Raw genomic sequence first — 14701 nt, 5'->3', positions numbered from 1 at the left:
CTCACCTGCCTCCGTCGGCGGACATCGCGAAGACCACCGGGTCGTCGATCCCCTGCAGCGCGGTGGCGAAGGTGGCGATCCGGGTGGTCCCGGACCGCAGCGCCACCCAACCGGCCGGTGCGTTCGGCTCGGCGGCCAGGTCGACCCGCGCGTGGCCGTTCTTGCGTAGGCACTCGATCGCGCCCCACACCCGGGTCGCCGACACCGACAACTCCTCGCCCTGTTCCCGGGCGACCAGCGCGGCCAGCGCCAGGTTCTCCGCCCCGAGCAGGTCGGCCCACTCCTCGTCGGAACGGCCGGCGGCCACCTCGACGTCGCAGCCGACCGCCGCCGGGCCGGTGACCGCCACGGTCACCCCGGCACCGTGCGAAGCCGAGATCTGCGGGCCGCCGGTGACCTCCGGTTTGCCGTCCGGCCGGTAGCGCACCTGCGTGTCGCCGCCCAGCGCCCAGCTGACCGCCTTGCGGGTCTGCTCGCGCCGGTCGGCCACCTCGGTCGCCTGTGGGTCGTCCGGGCGGACCACCACCCGCAGTTCGGTCGGCAGGAACGCACCGACCCGCCGCTCCAGGTAGGGCCCGACCAGCGCCGGCAGCCACGGACCGGAACCGTCCAGTTTGCGTACGGCGTGCAGCCGCAGCCCCACCCACCGTTCGACGAGGTTGCCGTCCGGGTCACAGACGTCCACGTCGTACAGGTAGGTGTCGCCCTCCCGGGACCGTTCCAGCGCGTGGATGGTGACGGTGTCCAGGGTGGCGGCGACCTTCGCGTCGGCCAGGTGCAGCCGTTCGATCGCCCCCGGCAGCAGCGTGGCGTCCGGTACGCAGCACTGCAGGGCGTGCATCACCGTGTCCCGGGTGCCGGGGTCGCCGAGCACCAGCTCACCCGGCCGGAACCGGGCGAACCACGGCGCCACCGACCGGTTCGACACCCGCGCCACGCAGTTGGTGGCGGCCAGATCCAGGTAGCCCTGCAGCCGCTGGAACCGCGACCCCTGGAACAGCACCGGCCCGTACAGCTCGTTGGCCGGGTCGATGGGCAGCAGCTCGGTGGCGGCGGTCGCTGGCCGTACCTCGGGACGGGCCGGCAGGTCGTAGCGCAGCCGGGCCCGGAAGTGGTCGGCCGCGAACCCGGTGTCGCTGCTGCGGACCACCGCGTCGACGGCACCGTCCGGCGCGGCGAGCACCGCGATCCGGATGGTGTTGCTGCCGTCCGGCGGCACCACGATCGGCCGGAGCAGTTCGACGTTCTCCAGCACCGGCGTCTCGATCCGCCCGGTCAGCGCCCGCGCCGCCTGGGCCATCGCCTCCATGCCGAGCACCGCCGGCAGCAGCAGGTCCCCGTCGAGCAGGTGGTCCGGCAGGTAGAGGTCGTCGTCGGCGGTCAGGTCGGCGTCGACGACGAGCTCGACGCCCGGGTAGTGCACCTGCGGCCGGTCGACGAAGCGCAGCAGCGGCAGCTCCCGCCGCTCCATGGTGACCGTCGGCAGCCCGTCGGAGCGGCTCATCACCACCATCGCCTGCGGCGCGGACGGGCTGGCCAGCACCTCCTTGAGGATGGCGATGCCGTCCTCGACCGGGATCGGGGAGATGCCGTCGCGGGTCAGCGACTCCAGCACCCCGAGCCGTTCACCCATGCCGGCGCCCGACCACACCGACCATTCCAGGGCGAGGCAGCGGATGTGCGGGTGGTCCTCGCCGACCTTGCGGGTCAGGTCGGTCATCCAGTCGTTGGCGGTGGCGTAGTGCGCCTCGCCGCGCAGACCGGCCCGGCCGATGATGCTGCCGAAGGTGATCAGCAGCCGCAGCGCCTGCGGGTCGGTCGCGGCGAGCACCGCGTCCAGGCCGTCGATCTTCGGAGCCAGGGTACGGCGGAAAGCGGCCTCGTCGAGTGCGGCCAACGGCGTCGGTTCGTTGCGTCCGGCGCCGTGCAGCACCCCGGTGACCTGGCCGAGCGCCTGCTCGACGGCGTTCACCGCCGCCTTGACCTGGTCCACCGCGGTGATGTCCGCCCGGGCGTAGTGGAACCGGACACCAGCGGCCCGCAACCGGTCCAGGTTGGCGGCCAGTTCGGCGTCGTCGGCCGGGTCGGAGCGGCCGAGCAGACCGACGGCGGTGCCGGTGTCCCGGCCCAGCGCCAAGGCGCACTCGGCGGTGATGCCCTTGCCGCCGCCGGTGACCAGCAGCACGTCGTCCGGGCCGATCCCGGCACCGCCGTTGGGCGGCAGCTGGATCGGCCGCAGCACCGGTTCGTACCGCTCACCGGCGGCGTCGTAGTGCACCTCGCTGAACCCGGTCGTGGCACCGACGTCGGCGACGAGCCGGCGCACCACCTCGTCGCGGTCCGCCGGATCGGCCCCGTCTGTCGGGTGCTCCGGCAACGGCAGCAGCACCACCGTGGTGTCGACTTCCGGATGCTCCTGGTGCAGCGTCTTGGCCAGACCGGCGGCGGACCGCCGGTCACCGACCGCGACGAACCGGACCGGCCCGCCGGCGGACAGCGCCGCGCGGGCGGCCCGCAGCAGCACCGGGACATGCTCCGGCTGACCGTCGCGGGGCAGACTGAGCAGCACCCCGTCGCCCACTCCGGCCGTCCGTAGCGCCGCCGCCAGCGGCTCGGCGAGCGGGTTGTGGCCGGCGGTGAAGACCTGCCAGTCACCGTCGACACCCGACCCGGCGGACGGGGCGACCCCGGTCGGCACCAGGTCCACGGCGAACGCCCGGACCCAGGGGGCCACCCCGGCGACGACCGGCTCCGCGTCGTCGCCGGCCGGTGCGGCACCGGCGGCGTCGTCGAGGATCTGCGCGATCTCGGCCACCGTCGCGGTGGCGTAGCTGGACGTCAGCGTCGGCGCCGGAACGTCGAGCTCGCGGGCCGCCTGGTTGACGATCTGGCCTACGGTGATCGAGCTCAGATGCAGCTCGTCGAGGGGCCGGCTGTCCGGGCGTACCGCCTCCAGCGGCAGCTCGGCCCGTTCGGCGGCGAGCCGACGGAGCACCTCGAGACTGTCCGCACCGGAGCGCCCCGTCGCTTGGTCCCGGGAGCCGTTCGCGGATCCCGGGGCGTGATCGGTCGGCTGGGCTCCGGCCTGCCGGGCGACGGCGAAGTCGCCGGCCGGGGCCGACTCGGCCGGGCTGGCGAGGAAGCGCAGCGGCCGACCGGGTTCCAGCGGCCGGGTGAACCGGCCCTGAAACAACGCATCATGGTCGATCGAAGCGCCCAGCGCGTACGCCGCCCCGACGGCGTTGAGCAGCCCGGACAGCGACAGGCTGTCGGTCTCCAGCGAGATCGTCGGTACGTCCGGGGCGATCTCACCGGCCAGGCCCCGCAGGATCCGACCCGGGCCGACCTCCAGCAGCAGGTCACTGCTCTGCGCCAGCCGGCTCACCGCCTGGGTGAACCGCACCGGGTCGAGCACCTGCCGGCGCAGCAGGTCGACGACGTCGGTGTCGGCCGGCAGCGGCTCACCGGTGACGGTGGAGACCATCGACCTGGCCAGCGGGGTGAACGACTGGTCGGCCAGGTGCTCGCCGAACGCCACCGCCGCCGGGGCGACCGCCTCGGAGTGGAAGGCGTGCGACACGGCGATCCGGGTCCAGAACAGGCCCTGCCGTTCGGCCCGGGCACCGACCTCCTCGACCGCGGCGACCGGGCCGGAGACCACGGTCTGCTGCGGACTGTTGTAGCCGGCGATCACCGCCGCCGTGCCGGCCAGCAGCGGCTGCACCACCTCGGGTGCGGCCGAGATGCTGGCCATCGTGCCGTCACCGGCGCTGGCGTCGGCCATGATCCGGCCCCGGGCGGCGGCCGTGGCCAGCAGCGTCGGCTCGTCCATCGCCCCGGCCCAGTGCAGCGCGGTCAGCTCACCGAGGCTGTGCCCGGCGGCGCCGGTGGCCTCGATGCCCATCATGGACAGCACCCGCAGACCGGCGGCCGATCCGGTGACGATCCGTGGCTGGGCGACCGCCGTGGCTACCAGGTCGGTGCCGGCCGGCGGCTGGTACGTCCGGTACAGCGTGTCGACCTCGGCGAACCGGCGACGCAGCGCGCCACCGTCGGCCCGCCGGCCGGCACCCTGCCCGGGGAACAGGTACCCGATGCGCGGGTTGCCGCCGGCGGCGCCGAGGAACACGCCGTCGGTGGCGTCGACCACCGTACGCTCACCGGCGGCGACCGCCTCGGCCAGCCGGCTGAGCCGGCCGGCGGCCTGTTCCGGGGAGCCGGCGACCACCGCGGCCCGGACCGGCTGGCCGGCCAGCTGCCCGGCCAGCGCGGCGGCCAGGTCGCCGAGTTCGGCGTAGGACAGCCGGGCCACCCACGGGGCCAGCCCGGCGAGCCGTTCGCCGAGTTCCTGTGGGGTCCGGGCGTCGAACAGCAGCAGTTCGGTGTCCTGCCGGGACCGGACCAGTGCCGTCGTCGCGGTGCCGACCCGGGTCCGCCGGCTGGTTTCGGCGGTCTCCACCACCACGTGGGCGTTGATCCCGCCGAAGCCCATCGACGAGACCGCGGCCCGGATCGGCTTGTCCGCCGGCCACAGCTGGGCGCTGTCCGGTACCCGCAGCGCGGGCTGCTCGACGTCCAGTTCCGGGTGGGTCTCGACGTGTCCGGTGGCCGGCGGGATCACCTGCTGGCGGACCGCCAGGATCGCCTTGAGCAGACCGGCGACCCCGGCGGCGGCCTTGGTGTGGCCGAAGTTGCCCTTGACCGTACTGATCGCGGCCGGCTCGGCCTCCGGCGCCGCCTCCCGGCGGGCCTCGGTGAACGCGCGCAGCTCGGTGGCGTCGCCGACCGCCGTCCCGGTGCCGTGCCCCTCCAGGTAGGCGACCGAGTCGATGCCGAAACCGGCCCGCTGGTACGCCCGCCGGATGGCCAGCCGGTGACCGCTGGCCTCCGGCCGGGTGATGCCGCCCTTGCCGTCGGAGGAGTAGCCCCAGCCGGCGATGACCGCGTGCCGACGCAGACCCCGGGCGACGGCGTCCTCGTCGCGCATCAGCACCAGCATGCCGCAGCCCTCACCGGGCCAGAAGCCGTTGGAGTTGCGGTCGTACACCCGCATCTCGGCGGTGGCCAGCGCGCCGGTCTTGGCGAAGCCGATCACCTCGAACGGGTCGATGCTCAGGTCCACCCCGCCGGCGACCGCCGCGTCCAGTTCGCCGTTGCTCAGCGCGTTGCAGGCGGTGGCGACCGACAGCAGCGACGACGAGCAGGCACCGTCCACGGTGTACCCGCCGCCCTTGAAGTCGAAGTGGTTGCAGATCCGCCCGGCGATGGTGTTGGCCAGCCCACCGGCGAGGGTGTCCTCGTCGATCGGCGGGAACGGCGCCTTGTAGCGCGGCTCCAGATCGTCCAGGAAGGCGGTCACCGCGGGGTCGTCCCAGCCCTGCTCGCGCAGGGCCGCGCCGACCGTGCGCCGGACGTACGGCCAGCGCAGCCGCAGCAGGTTCGCCCGGCTGAACTCACCGGTCAGGGTGTTGCCGATGACCACGCCGGTGCTGGCCGCCGGCAGCCCTTCACCGTCGGCGAAGCCGGCGTCGGCCAGGGCCCGGGCGACGGTGTCCAGGGCCAGCCAGTGGGTCATGTCGGTGGACCGGAAGGTGCTGCCGGCGATCCGGTACTTGACCCGGTCGAACTCGAACCCCTCCAGCACCGCCGCCTTGGCCGAGTAGAACCGGTCCGGCGCGGCCGGGTCGGGGGAGTAGTAGTCCTCGTGGTTCATCCGCTCGTCCGGCAGCCGGCGGAAGGCCCGGCGGCCGGTGAGCACGTTCTCCCACAGTTGGTTGGGGGAGTCGGCGTCGGGATACCGGCAGGCGATCCCGACCACCGCGATACGGTCACTCATCAGATACCTTCCCTCACGCCGCCGCGCCGGCCACCGGCGCGGGGGCGGGTGCCACCGCCGCCTGCTGCTGGGCGCGCTTGCGCAGGTGGACCATCCACCAGTAGATGCCGCGCGCGCCGCAGACCACGACGACGGCGAAGAACAGCGTGTAGACGACGTTGAACAGCATCAGTACGCCGTAGACCATGGCCACCGACGACCCGAACATGAACTGGTGGATCGGCTTGACCGGGGTGGTCCCCGGGTCGGTGATCATGTAGTTGGTGAACAGCACGAACGCCACCCCGGCCATCACGCCGAGCGCGGAGAACAGCGCCACGTCCCAGATCCAGTGCCGCAGCAGCGCCTGGATGGCGAAGCCGCCCAGCCAGCCGACGATCAACGCCACCTTGCGGGTCAGCATGGCGTTGATCACCGTACCGGCGGTGACGATGATGATCGGGATCATGATCCGGAAGAAGGTGTTGGCACCCTCGGTGAACTGGTACGGCGGGGCGATCGAGATCCACGAGCCGAAGCAGACCAGGGCCACGGTGATGCCCAGGTTGGACGGGTTCATGTAGTGCCGCATCCGGCCGTACACCGGGGCCTGGAAGACGTACTTGCCGGTGACCCCGACGATCACTGCGAACGCGATCGGCAGGAACATGTCGTTGGCGTACAGCAGCATGTTGCAGGCCAGCGCGGTGATGTGGGCGGGCAGCAGGAACTCGTACAGGCCGCGTCCGCCGCGTCCGGCGTACCGGGGTGCCCGCTGCTGCATCCGGGCGCTGAAGGTCTCGAAGACCAGCTCGGTGGCGTAGCCCACCAGCACCGCCAGGATCGGCCACAGCCACGGCTGCTCGAAGCCCAGGACGGTGTACCCGAGGATGTTGAACACGGTCATCGAGATGGCGAAGTTGCGCAGCGCCAGGTAGCGGCGGTCCGGTTCCTTCGCCGCCGGCGCGGGTGGGCCGGCGGGGGCCGTCGTCGTACCGACGGTCTGTTGGCGTTCGGCGGTCGTGGTCATCGGTTCGGAACCTCCTGGACACGGTCGGTCAGCACGAGGGTGTGCGTGCCGGCCGACAGCTGCTGGGTGGTGCTGTGCAGATCGCCGTCGAGGTCACGCCAGCGCAGGTCGACGGTGACCGGGCCGGTGGCGTCGCCGAGTCCGAGGTGGACCTCGAAGCTGCGCTTGCCGCCGTGGCCACTGCCGCCGTCGAGCTGGGAGACCTGCCGGCGTCCGTCTGCGGTGGTGACCGTGACGGTGGCGCCGTAGGCGGGCGTGCCGGGCAGGTCGGCGTCGGTGCCGTCCAGCGTCGGCCGGTACAGCCGCAGGTTGAGGTAGTCACCGAGGTCCGGTGCCTCGTTGGTGTAGAACGCCGGGGCGGCCCACTGCCGGGCCACGGCCAGGTCGAGCGCGCCGGTCGCCCGGGTGTCGGCGGTGGCGATACCGCGGGTCGGGATCGGCACGTCCAGGCCGAGCTGCTCGGTGATGTTGGTGAACTCGCCGCTGTCGGTGCGGGCGAAGAAGGCGAGCGGCTGGCCGCCGGCGATGTCGTCGCCGGGCTGCATGTTCGGCCACATCGCCGGGTTGGACAGCAGGTTGTCGTTGGACATCGCCATCTCCTGCAGCCACGGCCACCGGTCGATGTCGCCCTTGACGAAGCCGAGCGTCTGCACGACCTCCAGGTCACCGTCGTTGCGGAAGTCGGCGAACTTCACGTCCCAGCCCCAGCCGCTCCAGGCCATGCCGAGCGGCCGGGCCTGCTGGATGAACGGCGCGGTACCGGCGGAGAGACTCTGCAGGGCCTCCTCCTCGGAGCCGGCCTGGTTCACCCAGACGAAGTTGCTCTCCTCCAGCCCCCAGGCGGTGGTGATGTTGGAGACCACCATGTCGAAGCTGCCGTTGGCGTCCAGGTCGCCGAAGTCGACGCCCATCCCCTTGAACGAGTCCTTGCCCAGCTGGAACGACTTCGGGGTGCCGTGGCTGCGCTCGCCGTACGTCGCCTCGAACTTGATCCGACCGGGCCGGGAGACGTTGTGCAGCAGGGCGTCGAAGGTGAAGTCGTTCGCGACGTACATGTCCGGCAGGCCGCGACCGGTCAGGTCGGCGGAGCTCAGCGCCAGGGTCCAGCCGGTGCTCTTGGCGAACGGGACCGCGCCGCGCTCCGGCACGAACGTCACCGACGGCGTCTCGCCGGCGGTCGCCGCGTGCCAGCGCAGCACCTGCAGCCCGCCGCCGTTGGTCGCGGTGGAGAGCGAGTCGTTCATCTCGACGTTGTCCTGGCCGTCCGGGTCGAGCACGTCGGACTCGGGGAAGTAGTTGCCGATCACCACGTCGGGCCTGCCGTCGCCGTCGAAGTCGTTGACCGTGGCGGCGTTGGTGTGCCACTTCGGACCGTGGTAGCGGCCGTCCGGCGAGTCCTGCGGCAGGATCTCCTGCCGGTGGTACGCGTCGTTGGCGGGCAGCTCGGTGCCGGCCTTGCGCAGGAACAGGATCGGCACCCGGCCCCAGTAGGTCACCATGATGTCCATCCGGCCGTCCAAGTTGTAGTCACCCGGTACGCAGCCCATCGGCGCCATCGTGTGGTCGATCGGCAGCGGCGCCGGGTCGAGCAGGAACGGCTCGAACCGGTCGGCGGCCGGCGCGGTCGGCGCGTAGGTGACCACCACCTCGTTGGTCCGCACGTCGACGAAGCACAGGCTGTTGGCCACCCCGTGGCCGGTCAGGTCGTTGACGGCGATGCTCGCGCCCACCGAGGAGATCCAGGACCGGATCTTGTGGTACGACTCGTTGACCTCACGGATGTTCCGTTTAGGTAGTTGGTCGTAACCTTCCGGATAGTCGATCTCAAGCTCGGTGAACCGGTACTTTTGGGCAACCTCGTCAGCGCCGGCCACCGACACGCGAGCGTCGATGACGAAGAACATCACGACGAGAAGTAAAATCGCCGTTATTCCGGGGCTGATCGAGCGCAGGCGTTGACCCAGCACGGTCTGGTCTCCTTACTGCGGGAACCATCGGCTGTTGTCCAGGCCGACGGAGTTGACAGGGCGGACGTCGTTGCCGCAACGCCGATCCGATGAATTTCCGGAAATGGCGTGCGGTGAACGGGAGCCCTCGTGGCTCCCGGCTCGCCGGGGGATCCTCCTGATGCCGAGGGTGGGTGGAGATGGGGAGGCCGCGCGGCACGGTCGGCCACCGGGATCATCGTCCGACGGCCGTACGGTGCAGCGCTTCTTTCACATTGCCTCCGGTGATTCGCTGCATTCTCGGATCTGTCACAATCCGTCGCCGATCCGATCGGCTGGAAAGACGGCAATATTGCGAAACCCTTGGCGACGGGAGCTGGCTAGCCTGAGTGAGGTGTCGCATGACGCGTCATCCGGACACCGTGCACCGTCGTATTGCGGTCGGCTGTCCGGCTCACCGCGCAGAGAAGGAGCCGTCGTGTCTGTCGAGGGATTCTGGAAGGTCGCCGTGGCCACCCCGCTGGGTACCCGGAACACCGTGCTCGAACTGTTCACCAAGGACGGTGTGCTGCAGGGGATCTCCCGTGGGGAGAAGGAGGAACTTGTCCTGCAGGACCTGCAGCTGGCCGGCGACCGGTTGTCCTGGTTCCAGTCGATCACCAAGCCGATCCGGATGAACCTGGTGTTCGACGTGGTGGTCGACGGTGACGAGATGTCCGGCACCGCGAAGGGCGGCCCGATGCCGCCGGCGAAGGTCAGTGGCCGGCGCGAGCCGGCGACCCAGGCGGCCTGACCTCGGCCGCTGCGGCGATCCCGGGTGCCCGGCCCGTCCACCATGGCCGGGTTTCCGGGTGCCCCGGGACGTCCACCCTGGCACGGAGATCGGAATGCCGACCGGGTCGCGCAACCGCCCCTCGGACGGTCGTCGATGATCCGTACGACCGATTGACTTATGCGCATTCATCATAAAAAGTCATGGATATTCCGACCGGGGAGAGATCCATGACCGACGTGCCGCCCGCGACCACCCACCACCGGTATCTGATCGTCGGCGCCGGCCCGGCCGGGCTTCAGCTCAGCTACTACCTGCAGCAGACCGGCAGTGACTACCTCACACTGGAGCGATCCGACGCTCCCGGGGAGTTCTTCCGGCGGTTCCCCAGACACCGCGGCCTGATCTCGCTGAACAAGGTGCACACCGTCAGCGCCGACCCGGAGACCCGACTCCGCTGGGACTGGAACTCGCTGCTGCACGAGCCGTTCGAGCTGCCCTTCTCCGACTACAGCCGGGAGTACTACCCGAGCGCCGACGACCTGGTCCGCTACCTGGCCGACTTCGCCCGGCACCACCGGCTGGCCATCCGGTACGGCGTCGGCGTCGAGCGGATCGAGAAAACCGACGACGGCTTCGTGGTGTCCGCCGGTGACCAGACCTACAGCTGCGAGTGCCTGGTCGTGGCCACCGGCTGGGGCCGGCCGAACATCCCCGACGTAACCGGCATCGAACACGCGGTCGGCTACGAGGCGATGAGCACCGACCCGGCGGACTACGCCGGCCACCGGGTGCTGATCCTCGGCAAGGGCAACTCGGCGTTCGAGACCGCCTCGGCGATCCTCGGCCACGCCTCCATGGTGCACCTGGCCAGCCCCCGGCCGATGCGGCTGGCCTGGAACACCAAACACCCCGGGGACGTACGCGGCCATCACGGCGCGGTGCTGGACAGCTACCAGTTCAAGACGCTGCACTCGGTGCTGGACTGCGTGGTCGACGAGATCCGCCCGGTCGGCGACCGCTACGAGGTGCACCTCACCTACACCCACGCCGACGGCGAGACCGCGGTGATGGAGTACGAGTCGGTGCTGCGCTGCACCGGCTTCGCCATGGACACCTCGATCTTCGGTGCCAGCGCCAGTCCGAAGCTGGTCCCCAGCGGCCGGATGCCGGCCACCGACCCGGACTGGCAGTCGGTCGACGTCGACGGGCTCTACTTCGCCGGCACCGTGGCCCAGGACCGCGACTTCAAGAAGGCGTCCTCGGCGTTCATCGATGGGTTCCGGTACAACCTGCGGACCCTGACCGCGCTGCTGCGCGAGCGGTACGAGGCTGCGCCGCTGGGCTTCGACAAGGTCTCCGCCGACGCCGACTCGTTGACCCGGGCGGTGCTGGACCGGGTCAACTGGAGCTCGGCGCTGTGGACCCAGTTCGAGTTCCTGGTCGACGCCCTGGTCGTCGACCAGGCAACCGGTCACGTCCGGCACTACCACGACCTGCCTGAGGACTACGCGGTACGCCGCTTCGGCAGCGAGAGCCACTACTACACGTTCGGGCTGCGCTGGGGGCGGGACGAATACCCGGACGTCTTCTCGATCGAACGTCACCCGCAGCCCGACCGGGCGTCCGAGAGCGCCTTCATCCACCCGGTGGTGCGCCGCTACCGGGGCGGCGAACTCGTCGAGGAGCTGCACCTGCTGGAGGACCTGCTGGCCGAGTGGCGTCGACCGGACCGGCACGTCCAGCCGCTTCTCCGGTTCTTCGCCGCCGACCTGCACCGCTGACACCAGGGAAGCTGCCATCCCGGCCACCAGGTGGCCGGCGTCGCTGCCGCCTACCGGCGGACCAGGACCTCGGACAGCGGCTTGCGGGTCAGCTGCGGCACGGTCACCCCGGCCGCCGGGTAGCCGACCGGTATCACCACGCAGGCCCGTTCCTCAGCGGGGCGGTCGCAGATCTCGTTGAGGAACTTCATCGGGCTGGGAGTGTGGGTGAGGGTGGCCAGCCCGGCCAGGTGCAGCGCGGTGATCAGCACCCCGGTGGCGATGCCGACCGACTCCTTGACGTAATACGGCTTGGGTGAGTTGGGCCCCCGGTGCACCTCGAACACCACGATGACCACCGGGGCGGTCTCCAGGAACGGCTTCTGCCAGTCGGTGCCCATCGGGGCCACCGCCCGCAGCCACTCGGCGGACGCCCGCCGGGTGTAGAACTCCAACTCCTCCGCCTCGGCGGCCTGACGCAGCCGGCGCTTGCGCTGCGGGTCGGTGAGCACGACGAACCGCCACGGCTGCAGGTTCGCGCCGCTGGGCGAGCAGGCCGCCGCCCGTACCGCCGCCTCGATCACCTCCAGCGGCACCGGGTCGGGCGCGAAGTGCCGCACCGAGCGGCGGCTGGCCATCTGGTCGGCGAACCGGCGGGCGGTGGCACCCATCGCGGCCGGGTCGAGCCGGTCGAGATGGAACGGGACCGTCGCGACGTTCTGCACGGGGACCTCCAGAGCAGGTCGGGCTGTGCTTCCAGGATCACCCACCGCGGGCCGCGATGGTTACCCCGGATTGCCGTTGTCCCGTACCTCTCGGGTCAGCTGGAGGTGCACTCGGCCAGGTAGTCGACGACGGCGGCCAACCCACCCGGCCGCCGGGCGGCCAGCCGCTGCCGGCGGGCACCGGTGCCGTCGGCGAGCAGCCGGTCCACCCCGTCGACCACCATCCGGTGGGCGCGCTGGGCGTGCAGCTGCGGCTCGACCGCCGCGACCAGGTCACCGACCAGGTCGGCGGCCGGCCGGAGCCGACCGGTGCCCGGGTCCAGGCCGGCGCCGTCCAACCCGTCGCGCGCCGCCCGCCAGTACGCCACCCGCAGCAGCTCGTTCGGCATGTCGGGCGCGGGCACGCCCTGCTCGACCAGCGTCGACAGCCGGGTCACCAGGGCGCGGACCACGGCCGCGTACAGCGCGGTCTCCTCGACGGTGAGCGCGGCGTCGGCGACCCGGACCTCCACGGTCGGGCTGTGCTCGGACGGGCGGACGTCCCAGAAGATCGTGCCCCGGTCGACCAACGCACCGACGGCCAGCAGCGACTCGACCACCCGGTCGTAGTGGGCGGCCGAGTCGAACCGGGGCGGCGGACCAGCCACCGGCCAGCGCGGCCAGGTCATCGCCCGCCAACTGGCGTAGCCGGAGTCCCGGTTGTCCCAGAACGGGGAGTTCGCCGTGAGGGTCAGCAGCACCGGCAGGTACGGCCGCAGATGGTTGCCGACCTGCACCGCCCGCTCCCGGTCAGGCATCTCCACGTGCACGTGCAACGCGCAGATGGCCAATTCGTCGTGCAGGCCGCGGAACATCTCGATGCCCCGGTCCTGCCGTGGACCGGTGGTGATCGGCGGTGGCACCGGCCCGGCGACGGCGGCCGATCCGGTGGCCACCAGCAGCAGTCCGCGCTCCCGGGCGCACCCGCCGGCGACCTTGCGGGCCTCGGCCAGCTGCGCCGCCAACTCGGTGTGCCCGACGCACGGCTCGGTACGGGTCTCCACCTGCAGCGGGGTGATCTCCCCGGCCACCCGACCGGGCAGCCGGGGCGCGGCACCGGCGACGACCTCGGCGGCACGCGGCACCGGTGCCCGGGTGACCGCGTCGACGACGAGGAACTCCTCCTCCACCCCGAACCGGGGGGCGTTGTACCGGGGGGCGATGTCCGGCTGGCGGCTGGTCGGACTCATGGCGGCACGGACCTCCACGGCTGGCTCGACGTCGGCCGCGGTCCGGCCGTCCGGAGCCTAACCGGTCGGCGCGTGGTCCCGTGCCGTCGAAAGTGCACTAAGCCGATGATCGTCCAGAATGTCGATGATCATCGCAGCCAGCAATGCCGTCCTGTCCGACATCTGTGACAGGTCCGCCCATTCGCTACGGGCATGCGACCCGCCGCCGACCACCCCCAGGCCGTCCAGCGTGGGTATCCCCATCGACCCGGTGAAGTTCGCGTCGGACGCGCCCGGCGCGCGTACCCCGACCAACGGCGGCAGCCCCATCCGCCGGCCGACCCGCTGGGCCACCTCGAGCAGCGGCACCGACACCGACTCGGGCAGCGGGTACCGGTTGACCCCGCCGTCGACGTCGAGCGTGGCGTCGGCCAGCCGCGCCGGCAACGCCCGGATCATCCGGTCCACCCGGTGCAGTTCATCGCGGGTCCAGGCCCGTACGTCGACACTGAATTCGGCGGACTCCGGTACCTGGTTGGTCATCACACCGCCGTGCAGCACGGTGGGCGTGACCGTGGTGCCGTCGGCGGCCAACGACCGTACCGCCAGCACCTGGTGGGCCAGCTCGACCGCCGCGTTCACTCCACGGTGCGGCTCCACCCCGGCGTGCGCGGCCCGGCCCTGGACGGTGATCCGGTAGACCGAGCCGCCCTTGCGGGCCACCTTGAGACCGCCGTCCTCACTGCTCGGCTCGCCGACGAGCACCACCCCGGATCGGCCGGCCTGCTGCTCGATCAGCGGCCGGGAGGTCGGCGACCCGCTCTCCTCGTCGCAGGTCAGCAGCAGGCCGACCCGGGACGGGTCGGGCAGCAGCGCCAGCGCACCGAGCAGCTGCACGATCCCGCCCTTCATGTCGCACACCCCCGGCCCGGTGGCGATCGGGCCGGACACGGTGAACGGCCAGTCGGTGACGGTGCCCGCCGGCCAGACCGTGTCGTAGTGGCCGAGCAGCAGCACCTGCTGATCGACCGCCGGCCAGAGCAGATGCGGCAGCCCGTCGCGGACGATCCGGCGGGCCGGTCGGCCGAGCACCTCGCTGCCCCAGGTGTCGAGCAGGTCGGCGCAGTCGTGCAGCAGCCGTACCGCACCGGGCGGGGACTCGGCGGCCACCAGCGTGCCGAGTCGCCGTACCATTTCCGTCGCCTGGTCCCCCGCAGCGCGTCGGAGCTTGTCCAAGTCAGCCATGCGGCGATCGTGGCACCGGCTGATGGCCGGCGTCATCCGCCAGCGTGCCCACCTGGTCGCTGTGTGTGCCCAAATTGGATGGTGTGGCCGCCGGGCGACAGTCGGGGCACTTTGGAAGAACCTCGTCGGTCGAAGTTGCGGCATCATCCCGTTGGGACCGTGCCGCCGACCGACGGCGGACGACCGCCTCAGGAGGC

General features: G+C 71.6%; 8 protein-coding genes. 2 read left to right on the top strand and 6 right to left on the bottom strand.

Annotated features, from left to right (window positions below; all coding sequences use genetic code 11):
* Position 1: 1 nt before the first annotated feature.
* Genes EDC02_RS22335 through EDC02_RS22325 form a run of 3 tightly spaced genes read right to left on the bottom strand, consistent with a single transcriptional unit; the run spans position 2 to position 8749 of the window.
* Positions 2–5836, bottom strand: a complete 5835-nt coding sequence (locus tag EDC02_RS22335) for an SDR family NAD(P)-dependent oxidoreductase (RefSeq protein WP_123603649.1) — start codon at positions 5834–5836, stop codon at positions 2–4.
* A gap of 13 nt (positions 5837–5849) precedes the next feature.
* Entirely contained in the window at positions 5850–6845 is a 996-nt protein-coding gene (locus EDC02_RS22330) for an enediyne biosynthesis protein (RefSeq protein WP_123603648.1), read from the bottom strand.
* Positions 6842–8749, bottom strand: a complete 1908-nt coding sequence (locus EDC02_RS22325; protein ID WP_123603647.1) for a CRTAC1 family protein — start codon at positions 8747–8749, stop codon at positions 6842–6844. Before EDC02_RS22325 ends, EDC02_RS22330 begins: the two co-directional genes overlap by 4 nt.
* Before the next feature lie 520 nt (positions 8750–9269).
* Here EDC02_RS22325 and EDC02_RS22320 point away from each other — a divergent pair.
* Positions 9270–9584, top strand: coding sequence for a hypothetical protein (locus EDC02_RS22320; protein WP_123603646.1), 315 nt, complete (start codon positions 9270–9272; stop codon positions 9582–9584).
* A gap of 209 nt (positions 9585–9793) precedes the next feature.
* Positions 9794–11347, top strand: coding sequence for an NAD(P)-binding domain-containing protein (locus tag EDC02_RS22315; protein ID WP_123603645.1), 1554 nt, complete (start codon positions 9794–9796; stop codon positions 11345–11347).
* A gap of 50 nt (positions 11348–11397) precedes the next feature.
* Here EDC02_RS22315 and EDC02_RS22310 read toward each other — a convergent pair whose 3' ends face one another.
* The 3 genes from EDC02_RS22310 to EDC02_RS22300 all read right to left on the bottom strand — a co-directional run bounded on the left by EDC02_RS22310 (position 11398) and on the right by EDC02_RS22300 (position 14504).
* On the bottom strand, positions 11398–11997 hold the full coding sequence (locus EDC02_RS22310) for a nitroreductase family protein (protein WP_123605044.1): 600 nt from the start codon (positions 11995–11997) through the stop codon (positions 11398–11400).
* Between the two features lie 149 nt (positions 11998–12146).
* Positions 12147–13280 carry a glutamate--cysteine ligase gene (locus EDC02_RS22305; protein WP_123605043.1) on the bottom strand — a complete coding sequence of 378 codons (1134 nt, stop codon included), beginning with the start codon at positions 13278–13280 and terminating at the stop codon, positions 12147–12149.
* Positions 13281–13337: 57 nt separating this feature from the next.
* Positions 13338–14504 (bottom strand): M20/M25/M40 family metallo-hydrolase, encoded by a 1167-nt coding sequence (locus EDC02_RS22300; protein ID WP_199757728.1) that lies wholly within the window; start codon positions 14502–14504, stop codon positions 13338–13340.
* Positions 14505–14701: the final 197 nt, after the last annotated feature.

The sequence above is a fragment of the Micromonospora sp. Llam0 genome (assembly GCF_003751085.1).
In the GTDB taxonomy this organism is placed as follows: Bacteria; Actinomycetota; Actinomycetes; order Mycobacteriales; family Micromonosporaceae; genus Micromonospora_E.
The sequence above is the reverse complement of the archived record's forward strand: the minus strand, read 5'-3'. Positions and strand labels throughout refer to the sequence as shown.

Bases quoted from the DNA above. Each gene is read 5' to 3' on its own strand.
- EDC02_RS22335 (WP_123603649.1), bottom strand. From the start codon at position 5,836: ATGAGTGACCGTATCGCGGTGGTCGGGATCGCCTGCCGGTATCCCGAC.
- EDC02_RS22330 (WP_123603648.1), bottom strand. From the start codon at position 6,845: ATGACCACGACCGCCGAACGCCAACAGACCGTCGGTACGACGACGGCC.
- EDC02_RS22325 (WP_123603647.1), bottom strand. From the start codon at position 8,749: ATGTTCTTCGTCATCGACGCTCGCGTGTCGGTGGCCGGCGCTGACGAG.
- EDC02_RS22315 (WP_123603645.1), top strand. From the start codon at position 9,794: ATGACCGACGTGCCGCCCGCGACCACCCACCACCGGTATCTGATCGTC.
- EDC02_RS22310 (WP_123605044.1), bottom strand. From the start codon at position 11,997: ATGGGTGCCACCGCCCGCCGGTTCGCCGACCAGATGGCCAGCCGCCGC.
- EDC02_RS22305 (WP_123605043.1), bottom strand. From the start codon at position 13,280: ATGAGTCCGACCAGCCGCCAGCCGGACATCGCCCCCCGGTACAACGCC.
- EDC02_RS22300 (WP_199757728.1), bottom strand. From the start codon at position 14,504: ATGGCTGACTTGGACAAGCTCCGACGCGCTGCGGGGGACCAGGCGACG.